This window comes from Mycobacterium appelbergii, assembly GCF_032883035.1.
In the GTDB taxonomy this organism is placed as follows: Bacteria; Actinomycetota; Actinomycetes; order Mycobacteriales; family Mycobacteriaceae; genus Mycobacterium; species Mycobacterium appelbergii.
Genome location: NZ_JAMQTH010000016.1, coordinates 130,044 through 150,362, shown reverse-complemented (window position 1 = coordinate 150,362; position 20,319 = coordinate 130,044). Strand labels below are relative to the sequence as shown.

Sequence of the window (20,319 nt, the reverse complement as noted above, 5' to 3'; positions counted from 1 at the left end):
CTGAGTCAACCGGTTTGCTGGACGTTCAGGTGAATGACGGCCGTACCGGAAATGGTGTCCACCACCGGCATTTGGTAGCCCACGGAATTCTGGTCGGAGGCTCTCGCGCGGCAATGCGCTGCGCGCCATGATGTCTCGCGGTGACGGCTCGTGTCGTCCGCACGGATCACGTGTTCCCGGCGATGGTCGCGGGTCATCGTCGGCATGAACGGCGAGTGTGCCAGTACCTGAGGCACCAGGTGAATACCAAGGCCTTGAGGCGATTCCGACGAACTCCGTCGTTTGCGCCGTTATTGACGCACCGGCATGGTTTACTCTTCGGGATCGGGTCGCGCTCACCGAGGCGCCGCACGTTTTGCGTTGCTCGCGCGGAGGGCCTGGGATGCCATCGCATTCGAGGTTCGGTCGTTTGCCGTGTCCGCATCCGATCGGTAGTTGCATGTTCGAGCCATGATGCCGAACACGGAAGTAGTCGGAGGGAACTCGCGATTTTCAGGATTCTGAAGCGGCTGTGGATACCACTGGTTCTCGTGGTGGTGGCGGTCGCAGGAGGATTTACGGTGTCGAGGCTGCACGGTGTCTTCGGCAGCGACCATCGCCCCACGTATGCGAGCGCCGAACGTGAGGAGAAGCGGCCCCACGATCCGAAGCATCTGGTGTACGAGGTGTTCGGCCCACCGGGAACGGTCGCAACCATCAGCTATTTCGACGCCGATGCGGACCCACAGGTTGTGCGAGAAGCGACGCTGCCGTGGTCGGTCGAGTTCCCGATCTCCGAAGCGACATCCATGGGAAATGTCACCGCGCAGGGCGACACTGACAGCATCGGATGCCGCATCCTCGTCGGCGACAAGGTCAAAGACGAGAAGATCCAGTACGGCGTAAGTGCATTCACCTTCTGCCAGCTGAAGGCCGCATGAGCTCGGCTGGTGAGCCGGCGACGGAGCCGTTGCAGTCACTCAACCGTCCGCCGTTCGTAGCGCGGATGATCCGTCGGCTGTCGGTGCCGATCATCCTCGGCTGGTTGGCGATAGCCGTCGTCCTGAGTATCACGGTTCCCTCGCTTGAGCAGGTCGAAAAAGAGCACGCGGTAGCGATGAACCTCTCAGCTGCCCCGTCGTTCCAGGCCATGCAGCGCATGGGTGAACTGTTCGGCGAATCCAATTCCAGCATTGTGGCGATGATCGTTCTGGAGGGCCAGCAACCACTCGGCGATGATTCGCACGCGTATTACGACGAGTTGATTCGTCAGCTGAAAGCCGACACCGCGCATGTGCAGCACGTACAGGATTTCTGGGGCGATCCGATCACGCAGGCCGCTGCGCAAAGCGCCGATGGCAAGGCCACCTATGTGCAACTGACTCTTGCCCCTCCCAGTGAGGGAGTCTCGGCGAACAAGTCCGTGGAGGCCGTCCGGGACATCGTGGAACGGACGCCACTGCCGCCAGGAGTCAAGGCTTACGTCACCGGGCCTGCAGCGTTCGCTGCGGATCTGGGGCCCGCCGGCAACAGGACCGTACTGCTCGTCACCGCGATAAGCCTCGCGGTGATCTTCACGATGCTGCTCCTTGTCTACCGATCCGTCATCTCCGTCATTCTCATGCTGGTAATTGTCGGAATAGAACTGACGGTGGCCCGAGGGTTTGTCGCGTTACTCGGCGACCTGGGGGTCATCGGTATCACCACGTTCGTCGTCAATCTGCTGGTGGCGCTGGCGATCGCGGCCGGAACGGATTACGGCATATTCTTCACCGGGCGCTATCAGGAGGCACGGCAGGCTGGCGAGGACCGGGATACGGCGTTCTACACAACGTTCCGCAGTGTTGCCAAGGTGGTGCTGGGTTCCGGCTTGACGATTGCGGGCGCCGTTCTCTGTCTGCACTTCACCCGGCTGCCCGTCTATCAAACTCTGGGTATTCCCACCGCCGTCGGTATGGTCGTTGCCGTCCTGGTAGCGATCACGCTGGTTCCTGCCGTGATATCCGTAGGCAGCCGTTTTGGCCTTTTTGAGCCCAAGCGGAAGGTCATGGTCCGTCGATGGCGACGGATCGGCACGGCGATCGTTCGGTGGCCCGGCCCCATCCTCGTTGCTACGTGTGCGGTTGCGTTCATCGGTCTATTGGCACTGCCCGCCTACCAACCCAGCTACAACGATCAGAAGTACATTCCGCAAGATATTCCCGCCAACGTGGGATATGCGGCCGCGGCGCGACATTTTCCCCAGTCGTTGATGATGGCGCCCGACATTTTGTTGATCGAGGCCGACCATGATATGCGCAACGCAGTCGACTTCCTGGTGCTGAACAAACTCGCCAAAGGAATCCTGTCCGTCCCAGGCGTTTCACGGGTGCAGTCGGCGACTCGTCCCGGCGGGGAACCCCTCAAACACACGACGATCCCGTTCATGCTGAGCATGAGCAGCGCGACGCAGACGCACCTGATGCCGTTTCAGAAGAATCGTATGGACGATTTGTTGGTCCAGGCTGATGACATGCTGAAAACGATCGCGATCATGCAGCGCATGCAATCCTTGACGCAACAGATGGTGGCCACGACTCACGACATGGTCGGCAAAACTCATGAGTTGGAAGACATTACGAATGAGTTACGGGATCACGTTTCAAATTTCGACGATTTCTTCAGGCCGATCCGCAATTATTTCTATTGGGAACCGCACTGCTACGACATTCCGGTTTGTCAGGCGATCAGATCGGTCTTCGACACGCTTGACGGTGTTGACCAGGTTGCCGACAAGTTGCGCGGACTGGTCGAAAATTTGGATCGACTGGATGAAATCCTGCCTCAAATGGTCGAACAATTTCCGGTGATGATCGAGACCATGCAATCAACACGGACGATGATGCTGACCATGCACAGCACCATGTCCGGAATCATTGATCAGATGGAATCGACGACCGATAATGCCACCGCGATGGGTAAGGCGTTCGATGCCGCTCAAAATGACGACTCCTTCTATCTGCCCCCAGAAGTATTCCAGAATGAAGACTTCAAACGCATCATGGATATCTTCCTGTCACCGGACGGGAAAGCGGCTCGTTTGCTCATCTCACAACGGGGAGATCCTGCCACACCCGAAGGTATGTCCCTGGTCGACCCGATAGAAACGGCAGCTGCGGAAGCGCTCAAGGGCACGCCGCTGCAAAATGCCAGGATCTATCTGACCGGCACCGCGGCATCGGCGAAAGACCTCGTTGACGGGTCCACATACGATCTCTTGATCGCGGCGACCGCGGCGCTCTGTCTCATTTTCGGCATCATGCTGATTGTGACGCGAAGTTTTGTCGCCGCCCTGGTCATTGTGGGCACGGTCGCGCTATCCCTCGGTGCAGCATTCGGGCTCTCTGTGCTGATTTGGCAGCATATTCTCGGAATCCCACTGAATTGGGTCGTTCTTGCGATGTCCGTGATCATTCTGTTGGCCGTCGGTTCTGATTACAACCTATTGTTGGTGTCGCGGATGAAAGAGGAAATACACGCCGGGATAAACACGGGCATCATCCGGGCAATGGGCGGGACGGGGAAGGTGGTGACGTCCGCAGGTCTGGTGTTCGCCTTCACCATGATGTCGATGGTATTCAGCGATCTGATCACCATCGGGCAACTGGGTTCCACCATCGGTGTCGGTCTGTTGTTCGACACGTTGGTGGTGCGTGCATTCATGACGCCCGCGATCGCCGCACTGCTGGGGCGGTGGTTCTGGTGGCCCCAACGCGTACACGCCCGCCCGACCAGTGCAGTACGGCGCCGAACGGGCCCCAGTCCGCTGGTGCGGTCGCTCCTGCAGAAGGAAGAGCGCTGACCGCAATGAACGCGTTTACCTTTCGCCTGGTGAAGGCCGCATGAGCGACAGGCAGCTGACGGGCCGGCCACCACTTATCGCTCGGATGATCTATCGGTTGTCGGTACCGATCATCCTCGGTTGGTTGGTGATCATCGCCATCGTGACCTTCGCCGTTCCATCGCTGGAGCAAGTTGGGCGAGAAAGTTCGGTGTCGCTGGTTCCGAAAGATGCACCTTCGTTCCAAGCGATGCAGCGCATGGGCGAGGTGTTCAAGGAATCCGATTCCGACAGCGTGGCGATGATCGTCTTGGAGAGTGACCAACCGCTCGGCGACGAGGCGCATCGCTATTACGACGAGTTGATTCGTCTATTGAAAGCCGACACGACGCATGTGCAGCACGTCCAGGATTACTGGGGAGACGCGCTCACGGCGACCGGTGTGCAAAGCACCGACGACTTGGCTGCCTATGTCCAGCTGAACCTCGCGGGTAACCAAGGCCAAGCCCTGGCGAACGAATCCGTCGAATCCGTCCGGGACATCGTGAAACGAACGACACCGCCGCCGGGCCTGAACGCCTATGTCACAGGTCCTTCGCCGTTGGTCGCGGACATGAACCACGCCGGCGATACATCCATCATGAAAATCACTCTCGTCACGCTGGTGGTGATCTTCGCGATGCTGCTTTTCGTATATCGGTCGATCGTCACCGTAGTTCTGCTGCTCATCATGGTGGGAATACAAGTACAGGCAGCTCGCGGAGTGGTCGCATTCCTGGGCGATCACGGAATTATCGGGCTTTCGACCTTTGCGGTCAACCTGCTGGTATCGCTCGGAATTGCAGTTGGAACGGACTACGGCATCTTTTTCACGGGGCGGTATCACGAAGCGCGCCAGGCCGGCGAGGACAAAGAAACTGCGTTCTACACCACCTACCGCAGCGTCGCGAAAGTCGTCGTGGCCTCCGGTTTGACGATTGCTGGAGCGCTCTTCTGCCTGAGCTTCGCTCGGCTGCCTTACTTCGAAACCATGGGTGTTCCCTCCGCTGTCGGTATGGCTGTCGCGGTTGCGGTGGCCGTCACGCTGGTCCCGGCTGTTATTGCCGTGGGCGGCCGATTTGGTCTGTTCGAGCCGAAGCGAAAGGTCTTGGTCCGAAGGTGGCGGTGGGTGGGTACGGCGATCGTTCGGTGGCCGGCACCCATTCTCGCAGCGGCGTGCGCGGTCGCATTCATCGGCATATTGGCCCTCCCGGGATATCAGACCAGCTACGACGATCGACTGTATGTGCCTGAAGATATCCCCGCCAACGTGGGATACGCGGCGGCTGAGCGACATTTCCCTGAGTCGAGGATGACCCCTGACATCCTGACGGTCGAGGCAGACCACGATATGCGCAATCCGACAGATTTTGTGGTTCTACACAAACTGGCCAAAAGGGTATTCGCCGTGCCGGGCATTGCTGCGGTTCAGAGCATAACCCGGCCCGAGGGAACTCCCATCGAACGCACGTCGATACCGTTTCAGATCAGTTTGCAAAGCGCTGGCCTCTTGCAGATCCTGCCGTTCGGTAAGGACCGCATGAAAGACATGCTTAAGCAGGCTGACGACATGACCAAGATGATAAATCAAATGCAACGCACATACGAGCTGATGAAGCAGATCTCCGACATCACCCACCAGACGATTATTCTAAACAGAGACCTAACAGCGACAGTTGACGAGTTGCGCAACAACATCGCCGACTTTGACGATTTCTTCAGGCCGCTCCGCAATTATTTATATTGGGAACCGCACTGCGAAAACATTCCACTTTGCTTCGCAATCAGATCCGTATTTCAGGGACTCGACCGTTCCGACGAGCTCAGTCTCAAATCGCACCAGATTCTCGAACGCGTGGAGACAATGGATGGGCTCCAGCGGCAGTTGGTCACCCTGCTACCGCCGATGATCACCACCATGAAAGCTATGCGAACCATGATGCTGACCATGCACAGCACCATGTCGGGGATGTTCGGCATGATCGACAACACGGCCGCAGATGCCACGGCGATGGGGAAGGTTTACGACGCCGCTCAAAACGACGACTCCTTCTACCTGCCGCCAGAGGTTTTCGAGAACGAGGACTTCAAACGCGCTATGAGCCTGTTCTTTTCGCCAGATGGGAAGGCTGTGCGGCTGATCCTGACTCACCTGGGCGATCCCGGGACCCCGGAAGGCATCTCGCGGGTCAACGCCGTGAGAAAAGCAGCCGAAGAGGCGCTCAAGGTCACACCGCTGGAGAACGCCACGATCCGCCTCGCAGGGACCGCTGCGACATTCAAAGACCTCCGGGACGGGTCCACATACGATCTCTTGATCGCGGGCGTCGCGGCGCTCTGTCTCATTTTTGGCATCATGCTGATTGTGACGCGAAGTTTTGTCGCCGCCCTGGTCATTGTGGGCACGGTGGTGCTTTCCCTGGGCGCAGCATTCGGGCTCTCTGTGCTGATCTGGCAACGCATCCTTGGCATAAAATTGCACTGGCTGGTCCTTGCGATGTCGGTAATCGTCCTCTTGGCGGTCGGTTCTGATTACAACCTGCTATTGGTGTCGCGGATGAAAGAGGAAGTACACGCCGGGATAAACACGGGCATCATCCGGGCAATGGGCGGGACGGGGAAGGTGGTGACGTCCGCAGGTCTGGTGTTCGCCTTCACCATGTTGTCGATGGTCGTCAGTGATCTGCGCATCATCGGGCAGGTGGGTTCCACCATCGGCTTGGGGCTGTTGTTCGACACGTTGGTGGTGCGTGCATTCATGACGCCCGCGATCGCCGCACTGCTGGGGCGGTGGTTCTGGTGGCCGCTGCGCGTACGACAGCGCCCCGCGAGCGCAAATCTGGGACCCACCGGACCCCGCCAATTGGTCGCGCAGGAGGCATAACTTGACGTGATATGGCGAGTTTGGCAAAGCTTCGGCGAGATCGTCATTGCCCGATTAGAGTCGGGCGATCGGGGATCAAAACTGTAGGGAGGAATTCTGCACATGATCCAACTATCGTTCACTAAATTGGCGGTCGGGCTTGGGGGATTGGCGTTGTCGTTGACCGCCGGAGCCGGGATCGCGACCGCAAGCCCCAATCTGGATTCGGCTGTCAACACAACCTGCACTTACGACCAATTGGTCGCGGCGCTGAACGCACAGAATCCGCAGTTTGCCAACGCATTCACCTCATCTCCGGTCATGCAGAAGGGTTTACGCGATTTCCTGGCTGCACCACCGGATAAGAGACAGCGGACGGCCGAGAACATGGTGAACACCCCGGGCGCCGGACCGTACATCGGAGCTCTCGAGCAGACCTTCAACACCTGCAATAACTTCTGACCCACAACGCACGCCGGCATTCGGGGTTCGCCCGCAAGCCGACAGGCCCGCAGCGCCAAACCTTTTGGAGTTCAGCGTGTACCGCCGGCGCCGCGGGGCTCGCTCGCTGATTTCGCCGAGCAGCCGAGCTGATCGGATTTCGCGGAGGAAAACCATGCGGCAAATAGCAAATTTTGCGGAGCTGTGCTTGTGACGGCCGCCGACCAGAGCGGGTCTGCGCCTCGCCCGGTTGCCTTGTTCGTATTGGGGGTGCCGCGATCTGGAACATCGGCGCTCACACGGGTTCTCTCGCTGTGCGGTGCGACACTCCCAACCGGGTTGTCGGGCGCCGACCCCCGCAATCCGCGTGGCTACTGGGAGCCGCGTGCGTCGCTCCACCTCAACAACACAATCTTGCGAAGCCACGGCAGCGCCGTGTTCGACACGTCACTGCGCTTGCAAGAGGACGGCGGTTTCGACGCGGACCAGAAGGCCGGCTGCGTCAACAAGATTGGTGAGTTTCTTTCCACGTTGCCGGCGGCGCCGCTCGTTCTCATCAAAGATCTGCAGATCACGCTGCTGTCCAGCGTGTGGTTCGAGGCGGCACGGGCCGCCGGTTTCGACATCACGGTCGTGAATATGGTGCGTCCCCCACAGGAGGTCATCGCATCGGGTGCGGCGGACTTTCTCACCTCACCAGAACTCGGTAGCGCCTTGTGGCTGAAATTCAATCTGCTGGCAGAGAAATCCTCCCGCGGACTACCTCGCGTATTTGTCGAGTACGCCAATCTCCTCGATGACTGGCGTCGGGAAGTGAAACGGATTTCGGTAGCACTCGGGATCGACTTCGGCACTAGGGATGAGGACGCAATAGAGGATTTCCTGACGCCGGATCTCCACCGTCAGCGACACACCGGTCCGGTGACGGAGACCTTTGGGACAGACTGGATTTCCGTGGTCTACGACGAACTGCACGCGGCCGCGCGCGACGAGCCCTGGGATCAGTCTGCGCTGGATCGGGTATACGCGGAGTATCGGGCCAGTGAACAAGGATTCCGGACGGTGTTCGAGAATTCGCAGCGATTGCACAAGCTCAACCGGTTCATCCGGCCGTCCATCCTGAAGCTTCGCTACGAAGCCGTGGCAATGGCCCACAGGCGTCGCGGGACCTGGGCCTAGAACCGCCGTCGGATGTCGGGGTGATGAAGGAGGCGGGTTGGTGCGAGGACGGGTGAGCCGTGCACGCGAATCGTTGAGAATGCGCCGCGCATCCAAAGGCGCGGCGCGACCGGATAATCGGCTGGCTCTGGCAGACGAAGCCTTGTTGGCGGAGCATCACGCAGCCGACATGAATGTGGTCATACAGGTCACATGGCTATACGAACGCGGTGTCGATCTCGATGCGGTACGGCGTTTTCACCAGAATCTCGGTCAGGGGTTGTTGGGTCGGCGCATCGAGCGTCCGGCGCTGCCGATCGCGCGGCATCGGTGGGTGGCGGATCAGGGGCACCCAGACATCGACATAGCGGAGTCCACCCGTCCGCGTGCCGAATTCAGCGACTGGGTCGATGAACGCTCACAACTTCCCGTCAGCGCAGAATCAGGACCGGGCCGGCATATCGGCGTCGTGCGTCTCGATGATGGCTCGACCGCCATCAGCCTTGTGCTTTCCCACAACCTGATCGACGGACTCGGGCTAGCGCTCGTGATAGTCGAAGCGGCCCTGGGCAAGACGCGCGATCTTGGCTACCCGGCACCGATGTCACGCACTCGGTTCCGCGCGTTGAGGCAAGATGTCCGCCAAACAGCGCGGGACGTACCTGAGGTCACCCGGGCGCTTGTCGCGGCGACGGCATCGGCGCGTAAGCAGGCTCGCGCCGAGAAGGAGAAGCGTCGTTCAGCGCCACCACGTGAGCCCGTCGCCGTCGAAGCAACCGATGCTGACGACGTTGTCCTCGTGCCAGCCCTCACGATCTACGTCAACCTGGATGAATGGGATGCGCGCGCGGAAGCTCTTGGCGGAGCTAGTCACACACTTGCCGCGGCCTTCGCTACGAAACTCGGAGAAGGCCTCGGGCGCCGACGCGCCGACGATGGCGCGGTCACCCTGCAGATCCCCATCAGCGATCGCACGGCCGACGACACACGCGCGATGGCACTGTCGTATGTGCGCGTCACCGTTGACCCGGTGCCGGTCACAACAGATCTGCGCGAGGTCCGTGCCGCCATCAAGCGGACGTTGAAGACTCTCAAGGAAACAGCAGACGACACTAGGCAACTTCTATGGCTGCCGTCGTTCGTGCCGAAGCGAATGTTGAGACGCATGGTGGCGAGGATTCCCGCCGACCCTGATCAGTCGGTCTTTTGCTCGTACCTCGGTGATCTCCGCTCAATGATCAGCAATGCCGATGGCACCGCCGCAGATTTCGCCAACGCACGAGCGACCGGACAACAAGAGTCCAGACGTCTCCTCGAGCGGATCGGCGGCCGGATGATCATTCTGTCTGGACGCCTCAGCGGCAAGATCTTCATCAGTGTCGGCGCGTACCAACCCGGCGCAAAGAACACACCCTGCGCTTTGCGTGAATTGGCCGAGCGCACACTGGCTGATTTCGACCTATCTGGAGAGATTTACTGACGCACCCGTAAGGTGATGGGTTAACCTTGACCGTCCAGGCCCAAAGCTCAGGTGCTACAGCGTTGTTCGTGACGTGTCAGACTGGAGATTTCATGCCGATAGAGCCGCGATGAAACTGGCGCTGGCAAGCTATGGAACTCGTGGCGATGTGGAACCCTGCGTCGCGGTTGGCTGTGAGTTACAGCGCCGTGGGCATGACGTCCGCATAGCGGTCCCGCCAGACCTGGTCGGGTTCGCCGAGTCGGCTGGGCTCACGACAGTGCCCTATGGACCCGATACGGAGGTGTGGTCGGACGCCCACCGCGACTTTTGGATTCGATTCTTCGGCAACTTCTGGAAGATCGGAGAACTCAAGAGGCTCTGGCGCGAAATGCGCGAAATCGGGGAGTCCGTTATCGAGTTTTGGGAGGAGATCACCACGACACTGACGTCGCTGGCTGATGGAGCTGACTTACTCATCACCTTCCTGAATTTCGAGCCGCCGGCCGTCAATGTCGCAGAGTACTACGGTATTCCGTTGGCCACGCTGCACGTCTCACCGGTGCGGGCCAACGGTCGGATGCTGCCATTTCTTCCTCCGCCGTTGGGCCGATACGCACTGACGGTGTACGAGTGGGCGAACTGGCGCGGAGTGAAGAAGTTTGACGATGCGCAGCGCCGTCAACTAGGCCTGCCGAAGGCCACGTCCTCCGGGCCGCGGCGGATCGCCGAACGTGGATCGCTGGAAATGCAGGCCTATGACGAGGTGTGCTTTCCCGGCCTGGCCACCGAATGGGCGAAATGGGATGGCCTGCGGCCCTTTGTCGGAGCACTGACGATGGAGTTGGCCACTAGTGGCGATGACGAGGTCGCCTCGTGGATTGAGGCCGGGACACCACCGATTTTCTTCAGCTTCGGCAGCACGCCGGTTAAATCTCCGGTCGAGACGCTCTATATGATCGGGGCGGCCTGTGAGCAGTTGGGCGAACGAGCGTTGGTGTGCGCCGGCTCGAGCAGCTTCAGCCATGTCACCGATCTCAACCATGTCAAAGTCGTTGACACGATGAATTTCGCAGCGGTATTTCCAGCCTGCCGAGCACTCGTGCACCACGGTGGCATGGGCACCATGTCCGCGGGCCTACGAGCGGGAGTACCGATGCTGGTTTTCTGGACGGCGCTCGACCAGGCGATCTGGGCGGCTCGTGTCAAGCGGTTGAAAGTAGGTTTTGGGCGGCGCATTTCGACCGCCACTCTCGAATCGCTGGTCGCAGACCTGCATACAATCCTTGACCCGAAGTTCGTCAGCCGCGCCCGCGAGATCGCCACCCAGATGAGCAAACCCGACGAAAGCCTTGCCAACGCTGCCGATCTCCTGGAACGTTTCGCCGCGTCGAAACGCGTTGACTGACATAGTTCAGCCGTCTCGAGCGCAGCAGACAGTCCCGCCGAGCCATCAACTCAGACGATGCCCAAACCCTTTACCACCTGCAATAACCCAATCATTATGAAGATTCCTATCATGACCTGCCTGCGGTTGGCCAAAGCCCAGTCGTGTACCGGTTGCAGCACTGCTTGGGTTCGCACCGGAGCGACGAGATGACTGACGACGGCGACTTCGAAAACTGTGAACATCGCGACAACGAAGAGGATAACGGCGATGATCTGCGTGCCGACCGTGGCACCCGAGGAAACGACGGTGGTCGCCACGAACAAGACCAGGGGAAATCCCGGCAAGAATCCCATTCCGCACACCAGTGCGACCCACAAGGCGCCACTGTCCCAGGCTTTTTGGAGACGGCCGAACAGCCGCCGAATCATGGATTTGCCTTCCGCCGCATCCTGCACACCGGCAAACGGCGAGGAGATTGGGCTCGGCTCGGCGGAGTGCAAGTCCTGGGTCGGAGTATTACCACTCGGGGCCGTCACCTGCGCCCGCCGGCGTGCCCAGAAGCGCACTGTAATCAACGCGGCGACCGCTAGTACGAGCACACCCATGCCGAGCTGTATGTGCCGGGCCGCCGCACTCGCGGCAGGAGCTTGAGGGCTGAACATCGGCGTGCGGTGCAACAGCATCAACGGGACCAACAACGCCGGAATATTTGTTGTGAGGCAGCCGATCCAGCACACGAGCAGATTTTGTACCGGCCTCGGGCGGGAGATGACAAGAAGGATGAGGGCCAGAAGTGCGGGGTTGAACGCCATCAGAATGGCCATCCCGAGCAGTGAACCCCACACGGGCCGGAACACTACCTGCAAGTTCTTGTGGGTTGGGCCTTTTGGAACCTCTGGGGTAGTCCTGAGCTAGCTGACACACGATTCCGGTGCGGAAGTGAGAGTGGGTGTTACCTCATGCGGACTGTCGAATCCTGCCCAGTATCTTCCAGATTCACCTGCTCAGTTTTGGACCGGAACCCGCGGCGGACAGGGATAATGGCCGATGTCCCCGGCTGGCCACGGGTTCGACAAGTGAAAGGCTCGAGGTTTTCGCGATGAAATTTGTGCTGGCGTTCTATGGGACTCGTGGTGATGTCGAGCCTGGTGTCGCAGTCGGCCGTGAGTTGCTGCGCCGCGGGCACGACGTCCGCATGGCCGTCTCGCCCGACCTGGTCGGGTTCGTTGAGGCGGCCGGCCCTACGGCAATTGCCTGTGGACCGGACGTGCGGGTGTGGCAGGACCTGAACCGCGACTTCTGGGCGCGGTTCTTGCGCAAGTTCTGGAAGAACTTTTGGAGGATCCGGGATTTGGCCCGTTTGTTGCGCGAGGATTGGCATCTGTTCGACCAGTACTGGCAGGACGTCAGCACAACGCTGACGTCGCTGGCGGAGGGCGCGGATCTGCTGTTTACCGGTGTGATTGGCGAGGAGGCCGCCGGCAATGTCGCGGAGGGTTGCGACATCCCGTTCGCCATGCTGCACGTCTTCCCGATTCGGCCCAACGGCCAACTGGTTCCGGCCTTACCGGCGCGGTTGGCCCGGGCGGTGATGAGGGTGTCGGAGTGGCTGAGTTGGCCGATGATGAAAAGGCTGGAGGATCCGCAGCGCCGCGAACTGGGCCTACCAAAGGCCACGGGCCCCTCCGCCTGGCGGGTCGCCGAGCGCGGATCGCTCGAAATCCAAGCCTACGATGAGCTTTACTTTCCCGGGTTGGCCGAAGAATGGGCGCAATGGAAGCATCAAAGGCCGTTCGTCGGTGCGTTGACGATGGAGTTGCCGACAGAATCCGATGATGAGGTCGCGTCATGGATCGCCGCAGGAACTCCGCCAATCTGCTTCGGTTTCGGCAGCATGCCGGTCGAGTCTGCGGCTGACACACTGGCGATGATCAGCGCGGCGTGTGCGCAGCTGGGGGAGCGAGCGTTGGTGTGCGCCGGCTCCAGTGACTTCAGCGATGTCCCTCATTCCGAGCACGTCAAGGTCGTCGACACGATGAATTACGCGGCCGCCTTCCCCGTCTGTCGCGCCGTCGTGCACCACGGCGGCGCGGGGACCACGGCCGCGGGTCTGCGTGCAGGTGTCCCCACGTTGATCCTGTCGACGGATCTGGATCAGACGCTGTGGGGGGCTCGAATCAAGCGACTGAAAGTGGGTACTGCCCGGAGGCTTTCGGCCACCACCCAGAAATCGTTGGTCGCGGATCTGCGCACGGTTCTCGAACCGGGATATGTCGCCCGTGCTCGCGAGCTCGCCACCGAGATGACGAAACCCGCCGAGAGCGTAGCGACCGCCGCCGATCTGCTGGAGAACTTCGCTCGTCTCAGGCGTGCTGGCTGATGCGCGGTCTACATGGATAGCAGAGCCTGCGACATTGCGCGCATGCCCAGGGGCGGCCCGGATGCTTCCTGGCTGGACCGGCGGTTGCAGACCGACCGGCTGGAATATCTGGACCGTGACGACGTGGATGATCTGAAACAAAAGGTCATGGACTCGCTGGACCGCGCCGGTCGCCGGCGGTGGATCGGGATTCACGAGAAGTGCGCCCGAATCGCGATTCGCGAAGTGGCCGACGTGCCCTCACCGAAGATCCTCGAGCTCGGGGCCGGCCTCGGCGGACTGTCGCGCAGATTACTGGAGAGACATCCCACTGCTCAGGTGACGGTCACCGATATCGACCCCGCATTCGTCGCAGGTATGGCCGCAGGTGACCTCGGAAGTCACCCACGCGCCGTGGTGCGAGAAATGGACGCCACCGAAATCGATTCCACAGACGGGTATTACGACCTCGCAGTGTTCGCTTTATCGTTGCATCACCTGTCGCCCGAACTCGCCGCTCAAGTGTTTGCGGCGGGCACCAGGGCGGCGAAGAAGCTGCTGATCGTCGACCTTCCCAGGCCGCCGGCGCCCCTGCACATAGTGTTGTTGGCTGTGGTGCTCCCACTCATCAAGTTCTCGCCGTTGCAACATGATGGGTTCATCAGTTCGCTCCGCGCCTACAGTCCCTCGGCGCTGCGTGCTCTCGGCCATCATGCCGATCCGAAGATTACCGTCGAGTTCAGGACCAAACGAGGGTTGAGTCCGACGGTCGCAGTGGCCCGTCGCGCCTGATAAACCCGAGTCACACCCCGATACGGGTGCCTCAGACGCTGTTCAATCCCTTGGCTACCAGCATGATCCCCGCCAACGTACACATGGCGACCAGGATCTTCCGATGGTGTGCCCATGCCCAGTCGTGGAGCCGTTGCACGATCGCCTCGGTTCGTTCCGGCGCGGCCAGATAGCTGACGAGGACAATCTCGACAACGGCAAGCATTCCTACGACGAACGCGATGGTGGCGCTGATCTGCGTGCCGAGCGCCGCGCCTGAGACCACGACGATGGCGAGGAGGAATAGCGCCACGTCGGGTGGTGCCCCGGCAAATGAGAAGCCGATCACGAACGCGACCCACAAAGATCCGTTCTGCCAAGCATCGTGGCCACGGCGCAACATCCGCCGGAATATGGACCCGCCCTCTGTCGTCGCATCCTGTGCGCGTTGCAGTAGCCGTGACACCGGCGTCGGCGCATCCGAGTCGAAGACCAGGGTCGACGTGTTGCCGTCTCGAGTCGACAGCCGCGCCGGCTGACGCACCCAGAAGCGCACCGACAGCACTGTGGCCGTCGTCAGCGCGAGCATTCCCATGCCGATTTGGATATACCCGCCAGTGGAACTCGTAGCCCATTCCTGTGCGGTCGACTTGAACATCGGCGTTGAGTGCAGCAGCGTCAATGGAACCACCAATGTGGGGATGCACGCCGTCACGCAACCGGCGCCGAAGACAAGCAAGTTCTGCACGGGCCTCGGTCGGGAGATCACAAGAAGGGTGATGCCGAGACGCATGGGATCGAGCCCGACCAGAAGCCCTAGTACCAGCACCGATCCCCACACGGCCGAAACACTACCCGGTTGCACTTCTCTGTCGGTCGTTTTGGAGCCATTCTGAGTTGCTAGAACGGTACTCGTGCGTCGATTGGGCGTCGGCGACGCTGCCCTCATTCAGGCACAGGCCTTAGGGGAGTGACGATTTCAGTCCGGCGTAGGTTCGCAGACGGTACGATTTTTCGGTGGCGTCAAGTTCCCCGAGGATGGTCGAGTAGACGTGGTTGTCAGAGATTGCCGACTGTGCGGATCGACTGGTCCCCATGAAACTATCGAGGTTCGCGAAATGATGTTCGGGACCAGGGAACTGTTTGAGTATTTCAGCTGCACTGCATGCGAAACGTTACAGATCAGCGATGCGCTCGTGGGTGAAGAACTCATGCGTCATTACCCGCCCAACTACTACTCGCACAGTGCTTCAGCTCAGCCGAGCGTCTTCCAATGGCTGGTCACCCACCATGACCGATTCAAATTGCGCGGCGGCCGCCGAATGTGGGGCGCACTCATAGCGGCGCCCGTATCTGAGGGAATCTTCCGAGTGCTTCTTGGAGGAGACGTCGTCAAAATGCTCTCGCAGCTTGCAGTTCAGCAAGATGCGCGGGTTCTCGATGTTGGGTGTGGAAACGGTGGTCTGCTCGACCGACTGGCCAGGCTTGGATTCAGCAACTTGTCTGGTGCGGATCCGTTCATCGAGGCCGATGGTGAGTCATCTGAAGGCGTGCCACTTCTGAAGCGAGATCTGAGCTCTGTGGACGGCACATTCGATCTCATAATGTTCAACCATTCGCTCGAACACATTCCGGACCCGGTTGCGACACTCAAAGTGGCACACGGGAAGCTCGCTGCAGGAGGTATTTGTTTGGCTCGCGTGCCGACGACCTCGTCAGCAGCGTGGACCACTTATCGGGCGGACTGGGTCCAGGCCGATGCCCCTCGACACATGGTCATACCTTCACGACGGGGGATGGCACTGGCAGCCGAGAGGGCTGGGCTGCGCGTGGACAGGACGTTTGACGACTCAAATTTGGGTCAGTTCATGGGAAGCGAAGCGTATCGGCGCGATGTTCCAGTGACCGACCCCAAGATCCTTCGGATGTTTGGGCCCAAACGGCTGTGGGAGTGGGAGAAACGTGCGGTTCAGCTCAACCGCGACGGTCGTGGTGACCAGGCCGGGTTCGTCCTGCGAGCGATATGAGGCGGGCAGGTGAGTGCAAAGGTGGCGAGAAAACGACTCTACTGCAATCTGTTTAGTAGCTTTCATCATTAACTGAAATTCGAGATGGGGCCCTCTTCACGTGACCGATCACGACGTTCGATCTCTCTACCTCGACCTGATCCGAGGCAATCTCACCAGGTACGGGATGCCGGAGCGAATGCCCAGTCAGTGGACACTGCGGCGACGTCTCTATTACAAGGCGCTCAACCGCATGGTCGTGCGAAGCGGTGCGCAGCGACTCGCGCGAGTTACGCCGGACAGTCGGCAAAGCGCGCTCGTTCAGCGCAAGCGTGACTTGGGCATTGACTGGCCGGCGGAGGCCGAGACGATGATCGGCATGCAGAGACTCACAAGTCTCCAACATTGCGTCGAGACCGTACTGTCCGAAGATATCCCCGGTGACCTGATCGAATGTGGAGTGTGGCGCGGCGGAGCTTGCATCCTGATGCGCGCTGTCCTGGCCGCACATGGCGATACAGCGCGAAACGTGTGGGTAGCCGATTCGTTCCAGGGCCTGCCACGCGTAGACGCCGCAAATTACAAAGCCGATAAAGGGCTTATGACCGGGACTGTCGCAGGCATACTTGGAGTGCCCGAAACCGAGGTCAGAGCGAACTTCCAGCGCTATGGACTGTTGGATGACCAGGTTCGCTTTCTTCCTGGATGGTTCAAGGACACGCTGCACAACGCGCCGATCGATCGGATCGCTGTCCTGCGAATTGATGGCGATCTTTACGAGTCCACGATCCAGGCGCTGGACGCGCTCTACCCGCGGCTGTCCCCACAGGGCTTCTGCATCATTGACGACTACCACGACCTGAAGCCGTGTCGGCAAGCCGTCACCGATTACCGTGCTGGGCACGGGATTACCGCGGAGATCGTCGACATCGACGGGACGGCCGTGTTGTGGCGCAAGGATTGACAGCAAATCTGGTCGATCGCCCGAGGTGATGACGGGTAGTGGCGCAGCTGCGCAAGGAAGGTGAGAGGCGAAAATAGGCGATGAAGATTGTGCTGGCCAGCTACGGAACTCGCGGTGATATCGAACCGTGCGTCGCTGTCGGCCGGGAGCTGATGCGCCGCGGGCACGACGTGCACATGGCCGTCCCGCCCGACCTCGTTGGCTTCGCCCAGTCCGCCGGCCCTACGGCGGTCGCCTACGGACCGGATCTGCAGGCCGTGCTGGACGCGCACCGCAATTTCTGGACGCATTTCTTTCGAAACTTCTGGAAGGTCCAGGATCTGCTCAGGTATCGCCGCGAAGTGGTGGAGCCGTTCCTCCAGTGCTGGAAGGACATCATCGGGACGTTGACATCACTCGCGGATGGTGCCGACTTGCTGTTCACCGGTGTGAATTTCGAGGATGCCGCGGGCAATGTCGCGGAGTACTACGACATTCCGTTGGCCACCCTGCACTTTTTTCCGCTCCGCGCCAACGGCCGGTTCGTGCCGTTCCTGCCACCGCCGTTGGGTCGCAAGGTGATGAAGGTGTCGGAGTGGCTTGCGTGGCGCCATGCGAAGAAGGTCGAGAGCGTACAGCGAGACGCGCTGGCCCTGCCGAAGGCCACAGCACCCTCGCCGTGGCGGATCACCGACCGTGGGTCGCTGGAAATCCAAGCCTACGACGGGGTCTGCTTTCCCGGCCTGGCAGAGGAATGGGCGCAATGGGCTGACCAGAGGCCTTTCGTCGGCGCACTCACGTTGGATCTGCCCGCTGATGCCGACGACGAGGTCGCCTCGTGGATCGACGCGGGAGCGCCGCCGATCTTCTTCGGTTTTGGCAGCTTGCCAGTCGAATCCGGTACCGAGACACTCGACATGATCAGTACCGCCTGCGCGCAACTGGGCGAGCGGGCGTTGGTCTGTTCTGCCGGTACGGACTTCAGCCACGATCCTCAGTACGAACACGTCAAGGTGGTGCCGGCAATGAATTACTCGGCCGCCTTTCCCGCTTGTCGCGCGGTCGTGCACCATGGGGGCACGGGTACCACCGCCGCGGGACTTCGCGCCGGAGTTCCCACGCTGATCCTTTCCACTGACCTCGATCAGACGCTCTGGGGAGCGCGGGTCAAACGACTGAAAGTGGGTACCGCCCGGCGGTTCTCGGCCACCACCGAGGAAACGTTGGTCGAAGACCTGCGCACGATTCTGACGCCGCGATATCTGGCCCGGGCGCGCGGGGTGGCAACCCAGATGACCAAACCCGCCGAAAGCGTGGCAACTGCGGCAGACCTTGTCGAGAAGCTGGCCGGTGTTGCCGATCGCCGTTAGTCGGGCCGCGGATCGCTCGACGGCGTGGAGCCGTGAGCGTAGGCGGGGCACGCCGGCGTGTCGGTTGTCTGCAGTGCTGGCGTGACGTCCCTGACTGCGCGGATTTCGATGCGCGCACCGCGGTGTGGAACGAAGGTGACATGCTTGAGCATCTGCTTCTCGTCGGCTGCCGTAGTGGTGATCAACTCGACCCGGCGCAGGATTTCACGCAGCACGACACGTGTCTCGACCATCGCGAAGGTAGCGCCGAGACAGCGGCGGTTGCCGCCGCCGAACGGCAGGTAGGTGGTCGGACTCAAGGTAGCCCTGAGCATCCGGTCCGGGTCGAACCGGTCCGGGTCCGGGTACAAAGCGGCGCTCGCATGCACCAGGCCGATCGACACGTCCACCGTGACACCGGCTGGAAGCCGGTAGCCGCCCACCTCGGTCGGCTCGGTCAGGACTCGGCCGGAGCTGTATATCACCGGGCGGACCCGCAGTGTCTCCTTGACGACCGCGTCCAGGTACTCGTCGCCGGCGGGATCGCCGGCCGCGCTGGCATCGGCGGCACGCACCGCCTTGGCCAGTGCGGCCGGGTGGCGTGTCAGCCGCTCCAGTGCCCAGGACAGCGACGTCGCGGTGGTCTCATGGCCGGCCAGGATCAGCGTGACGAGTTGGTCGCGCAGTTCGCGGTCGTCCATCGTGCGTCCGTCGTCGCCGGCGGAGCGCACCAGTGAGGCCAGCGCGTCCGTACGTTCTGCAAGGTCGGGGTCGGCGCGGCGGTCGGCGATCTCGGCGTAGAGCAAGGCGTCAACTTGTGCGAATCGCCTGCGCAGCGCCTGCCACGGGCGACGCCGCTGCAGCTTCGGGTTCGCAACTGCAAGCGTCTCCCACGGACTCAGATAAAGGAGCCGCGGCACGACCTCGCGCAGCGCCGCCAGTCGGGCCGGGTCAGTGGCGCCGACGACGGTCCGCAGGATCACCTCGAGCGCGATCTCGGCCGTCTTGTCCGCCACCGGAAAGCTTTTGCCCACTGGCCATCCTGCAATATTTGCGGCAGCGATCTCGGCCATCGCACCGGCCTGGTGCGCGACCGCGTCACGGTGAAACGCCGGCATCATCAGACGGCGCCGGTCGCGGTGTTCGTCCTCGTCGATCACGAACAGCGAGCTCTCGCCGAGCACCCCGCTCAGAATCCGGTGCCCTTCACCGCCATGAAAAACTCGTGGGTCGCCGCCGAAAACCGACTTGATGGCAACGGGATCCGCAACATAGACGACCGTGCCCACCAGCGGTTGACGCAGCGTGAACACATCGCCGTATCGGCGCTGACATCCGGTCAGATACCCCAACCCGTAGCGCAACATCAACGCTGCCTGCACCACCATGGGAAGCGGAGGTCCAGGCGGCAGTGCGGTTTGCGCAGACTTGCTCACTTTGCATGTTCCTAGCTACTAGACGAGAAAAGCTGACCCGCCGACGGCCTCCGGCTGCAAACTGACGCAGGTTTGCCGTTCGCGGCAAGTACCCATATCGGGTAGATCCACGGTTTGCAGATCAGCGGCTTTCGGTGAGTTCCAACCGTACGAGTGTCGGGTCGGACTTGCATGCATTTTCGGCGGTTGTGCAACGAGTGTCGAGGTTCGCCACGTCCGCTTGCCGGTCCGTGACCACGTCGACGACCGTCTGCGGCCTCGTGGAGACGCTGCCACCTGTGCGACCCAGCCGTTACTGGGCATGCT

Annotated in this window: 16 protein-coding genes; 12 read left to right on the top strand and 4 right to left on the bottom strand. The window is 60.9% G+C overall.

From position 1 onward, the window contains the following. Positions 1-5: 5 nt before the first annotated feature. Positions 6-206 carry a hypothetical protein gene (locus M1247_RS30305; protein WP_317160118.1) on the bottom strand — a complete coding sequence of 67 codons (201 nt, stop codon included), beginning with the start codon at positions 204-206 and terminating at the stop codon, positions 6-8. Between the two features lie 303 nt (positions 207-509). Here M1247_RS30305 and M1247_RS30300 point away from each other — a divergent pair, with 303 nt between their 5' ends. From M1247_RS30300 to M1247_RS30270, 7 genes are all read left to right on the top strand, one after another. Beyond that, the gene (locus tag M1247_RS30300; RefSeq protein WP_317160174.1) at positions 510-920 is read left to right on the top strand and encodes an MmpS family transport accessory protein; all 411 of its coding nucleotides are present in this window, start codon (positions 510-512) and stop codon (positions 918-920) included. Next, positions 917-3,820: an MMPL/RND family transporter gene (locus M1247_RS30295; protein WP_317160117.1), complete on the top strand. Its 2,904-nt coding sequence runs from the start codon at positions 917-919 to the stop codon at positions 3,818-3,820. Before M1247_RS30300 ends, M1247_RS30295 begins: the two co-directional genes overlap by 4 nt. Before the next feature lie 40 nt (positions 3,821-3,860). Next, positions 3,861-6,722 carry an MMPL/RND family transporter gene (locus tag M1247_RS30290; RefSeq protein WP_317160116.1) on the top strand — a complete coding sequence of 954 codons (2,862 nt, stop codon included), beginning with the start codon at positions 3,861-3,863 and terminating at the stop codon, positions 6,720-6,722. Positions 6,723-6,824: 102 nt separating this feature from the next. Beyond that, a complete protein-coding gene (locus M1247_RS30285) occupies positions 6,825-7,163 on the top strand; it encodes a hemophore-related protein (RefSeq protein WP_317160115.1) in 339 nt (112 codons plus the stop codon). 189 nt (positions 7,164-7,352) lie between these two features. Next, positions 7,353-8,321, top strand: coding sequence for a sulfotransferase family protein (locus M1247_RS30280; RefSeq protein ID WP_317160114.1), 969 nt, complete (start codon positions 7,353-7,355; stop codon positions 8,319-8,321). A gap of 79 nt (positions 8,322-8,400) precedes the next feature. After that, entirely contained in the window at positions 8,401-9,780 is a 1,380-nt protein-coding gene (locus tag M1247_RS30275) for a hypothetical protein (protein ID WP_410506969.1), read from the top strand. Between the two features lie 109 nt (positions 9,781-9,889). Beyond that, entirely contained in the window at positions 9,890-11,167 is a 1,278-nt protein-coding gene (locus M1247_RS30270) for a glycosyltransferase (protein WP_317160113.1), read from the top strand. Positions 11,168-11,217: 50 nt separating this feature from the next. Here M1247_RS30270 and M1247_RS30265 read toward each other — a convergent pair whose 3' ends face one another. Continuing rightward, positions 11,218-11,973: a GAP family protein gene (locus M1247_RS30265; protein WP_317160112.1), complete on the bottom strand. Its 756-nt coding sequence runs from the start codon at positions 11,971-11,973 to the stop codon at positions 11,218-11,220. Positions 11,974-12,248: 275 nt separating this feature from the next. On the opposite strand from M1247_RS30265, the gene M1247_RS30260 reads away from it, so the two are divergent. Beyond that, entirely contained in the window at positions 12,249-13,529 is a 1,281-nt protein-coding gene (locus M1247_RS30260; protein WP_317160111.1) for a glycosyltransferase, read from the top strand. Positions 13,530-13,541: 12 nt separating this feature from the next. Further along, entirely contained in the window at positions 13,542-14,300 is a 759-nt protein-coding gene (locus M1247_RS30255; protein ID WP_317160110.1) for a class I SAM-dependent methyltransferase, read from the top strand. A 31-nt stretch (positions 14,301-14,331) separates the two neighbouring features. Here the strand turns inward: M1247_RS30255 and M1247_RS30250 are convergent, their stop codons facing one another. Next, on the bottom strand, positions 14,332-15,120 hold the full coding sequence (locus M1247_RS30250) for a GAP family protein (RefSeq protein ID WP_317160109.1): 789 nt from the start codon (positions 15,118-15,120) through the stop codon (positions 14,332-14,334). Positions 15,121-15,397: 277 nt separating this feature from the next. Here M1247_RS30250 and M1247_RS30245 point away from each other — a divergent pair, with 277 nt between their 5' ends. The 3 genes from M1247_RS30245 to M1247_RS30235 all read left to right on the top strand — a co-directional run bounded on the left by M1247_RS30245 (position 15,398) and on the right by M1247_RS30235 (position 18,598). After that, complete coding sequence (locus M1247_RS30245; RefSeq protein WP_317160108.1) at positions 15,398-16,306, top strand: class I SAM-dependent methyltransferase; 909 nt, start codon at positions 15,398-15,400, stop codon at positions 16,304-16,306. A 100-nt stretch (positions 16,307-16,406) separates the two neighbouring features. Further along, positions 16,407-17,249, top strand: coding sequence for a TylF/MycF/NovP-related O-methyltransferase (locus tag M1247_RS30240; RefSeq protein ID WP_317160107.1), 843 nt, complete (start codon positions 16,407-16,409; stop codon positions 17,247-17,249). 80 nt (positions 17,250-17,329) lie between these two features. After that, entirely contained in the window at positions 17,330-18,598 is a 1,269-nt protein-coding gene (locus M1247_RS30235) for a glycosyltransferase (protein ID WP_317160106.1), read from the top strand. Here M1247_RS30235 and M1247_RS30230 read toward each other — a convergent pair. After that, positions 18,595-20,013 carry a cytochrome P450 gene (locus tag M1247_RS30230; protein ID WP_317160105.1) on the bottom strand — a complete coding sequence of 473 codons (1,419 nt, stop codon included), beginning with the start codon at positions 20,011-20,013 and terminating at the stop codon, positions 18,595-18,597. The two genes, M1247_RS30235 and M1247_RS30230, sit on opposite strands and share 4 nt — an antisense overlap. Positions 20,014-20,319 lie beyond the last annotated feature (306 nt).

Coding starts and splice junctions, on each gene's coding strand:
- M1247_RS30305 (WP_317160118.1), bottom strand. CDS start 206: ATGCCGACGATGACCCGCGACCATCGCCGGGAACACGTGATCCGTGCG.
- M1247_RS30295 (WP_317160117.1), top strand. CDS start 917: ATGAGCTCGGCTGGTGAGCCGGCGACGGAGCCGTTGCAGTCACTCAAC.
- M1247_RS30290 (WP_317160116.1), top strand. CDS start 3,861: ATGAGCGACAGGCAGCTGACGGGCCGGCCACCACTTATCGCTCGGATG.
- M1247_RS30285 (WP_317160115.1), top strand. CDS start 6,825: ATGATCCAACTATCGTTCACTAAATTGGCGGTCGGGCTTGGGGGATTG.
- M1247_RS30275 (WP_410506969.1), top strand. CDS start 8,401: ATGCGCCGCGCATCCAAAGGCGCGGCGCGACCGGATAATCGGCTGGCT.
- M1247_RS30270 (WP_317160113.1), top strand. CDS start 9,890: ATGAAACTGGCGCTGGCAAGCTATGGAACTCGTGGCGATGTGGAACCC.
- M1247_RS30265 (WP_317160112.1), bottom strand. CDS start 11,973: ATGGCCATTCTGATGGCGTTCAACCCCGCACTTCTGGCCCTCATCCTT.
- M1247_RS30260 (WP_317160111.1), top strand. CDS start 12,249: ATGAAATTTGTGCTGGCGTTCTATGGGACTCGTGGTGATGTCGAGCCT.
- M1247_RS30255 (WP_317160110.1), top strand. CDS start 13,542: ATGGATAGCAGAGCCTGCGACATTGCGCGCATGCCCAGGGGCGGCCCG.
- M1247_RS30245 (WP_317160108.1), top strand. CDS start 15,398: ATGATGTTCGGGACCAGGGAACTGTTTGAGTATTTCAGCTGCACTGCA.
- M1247_RS30235 (WP_317160106.1), top strand. CDS start 17,330: ATGAAGATTGTGCTGGCCAGCTACGGAACTCGCGGTGATATCGAACCG.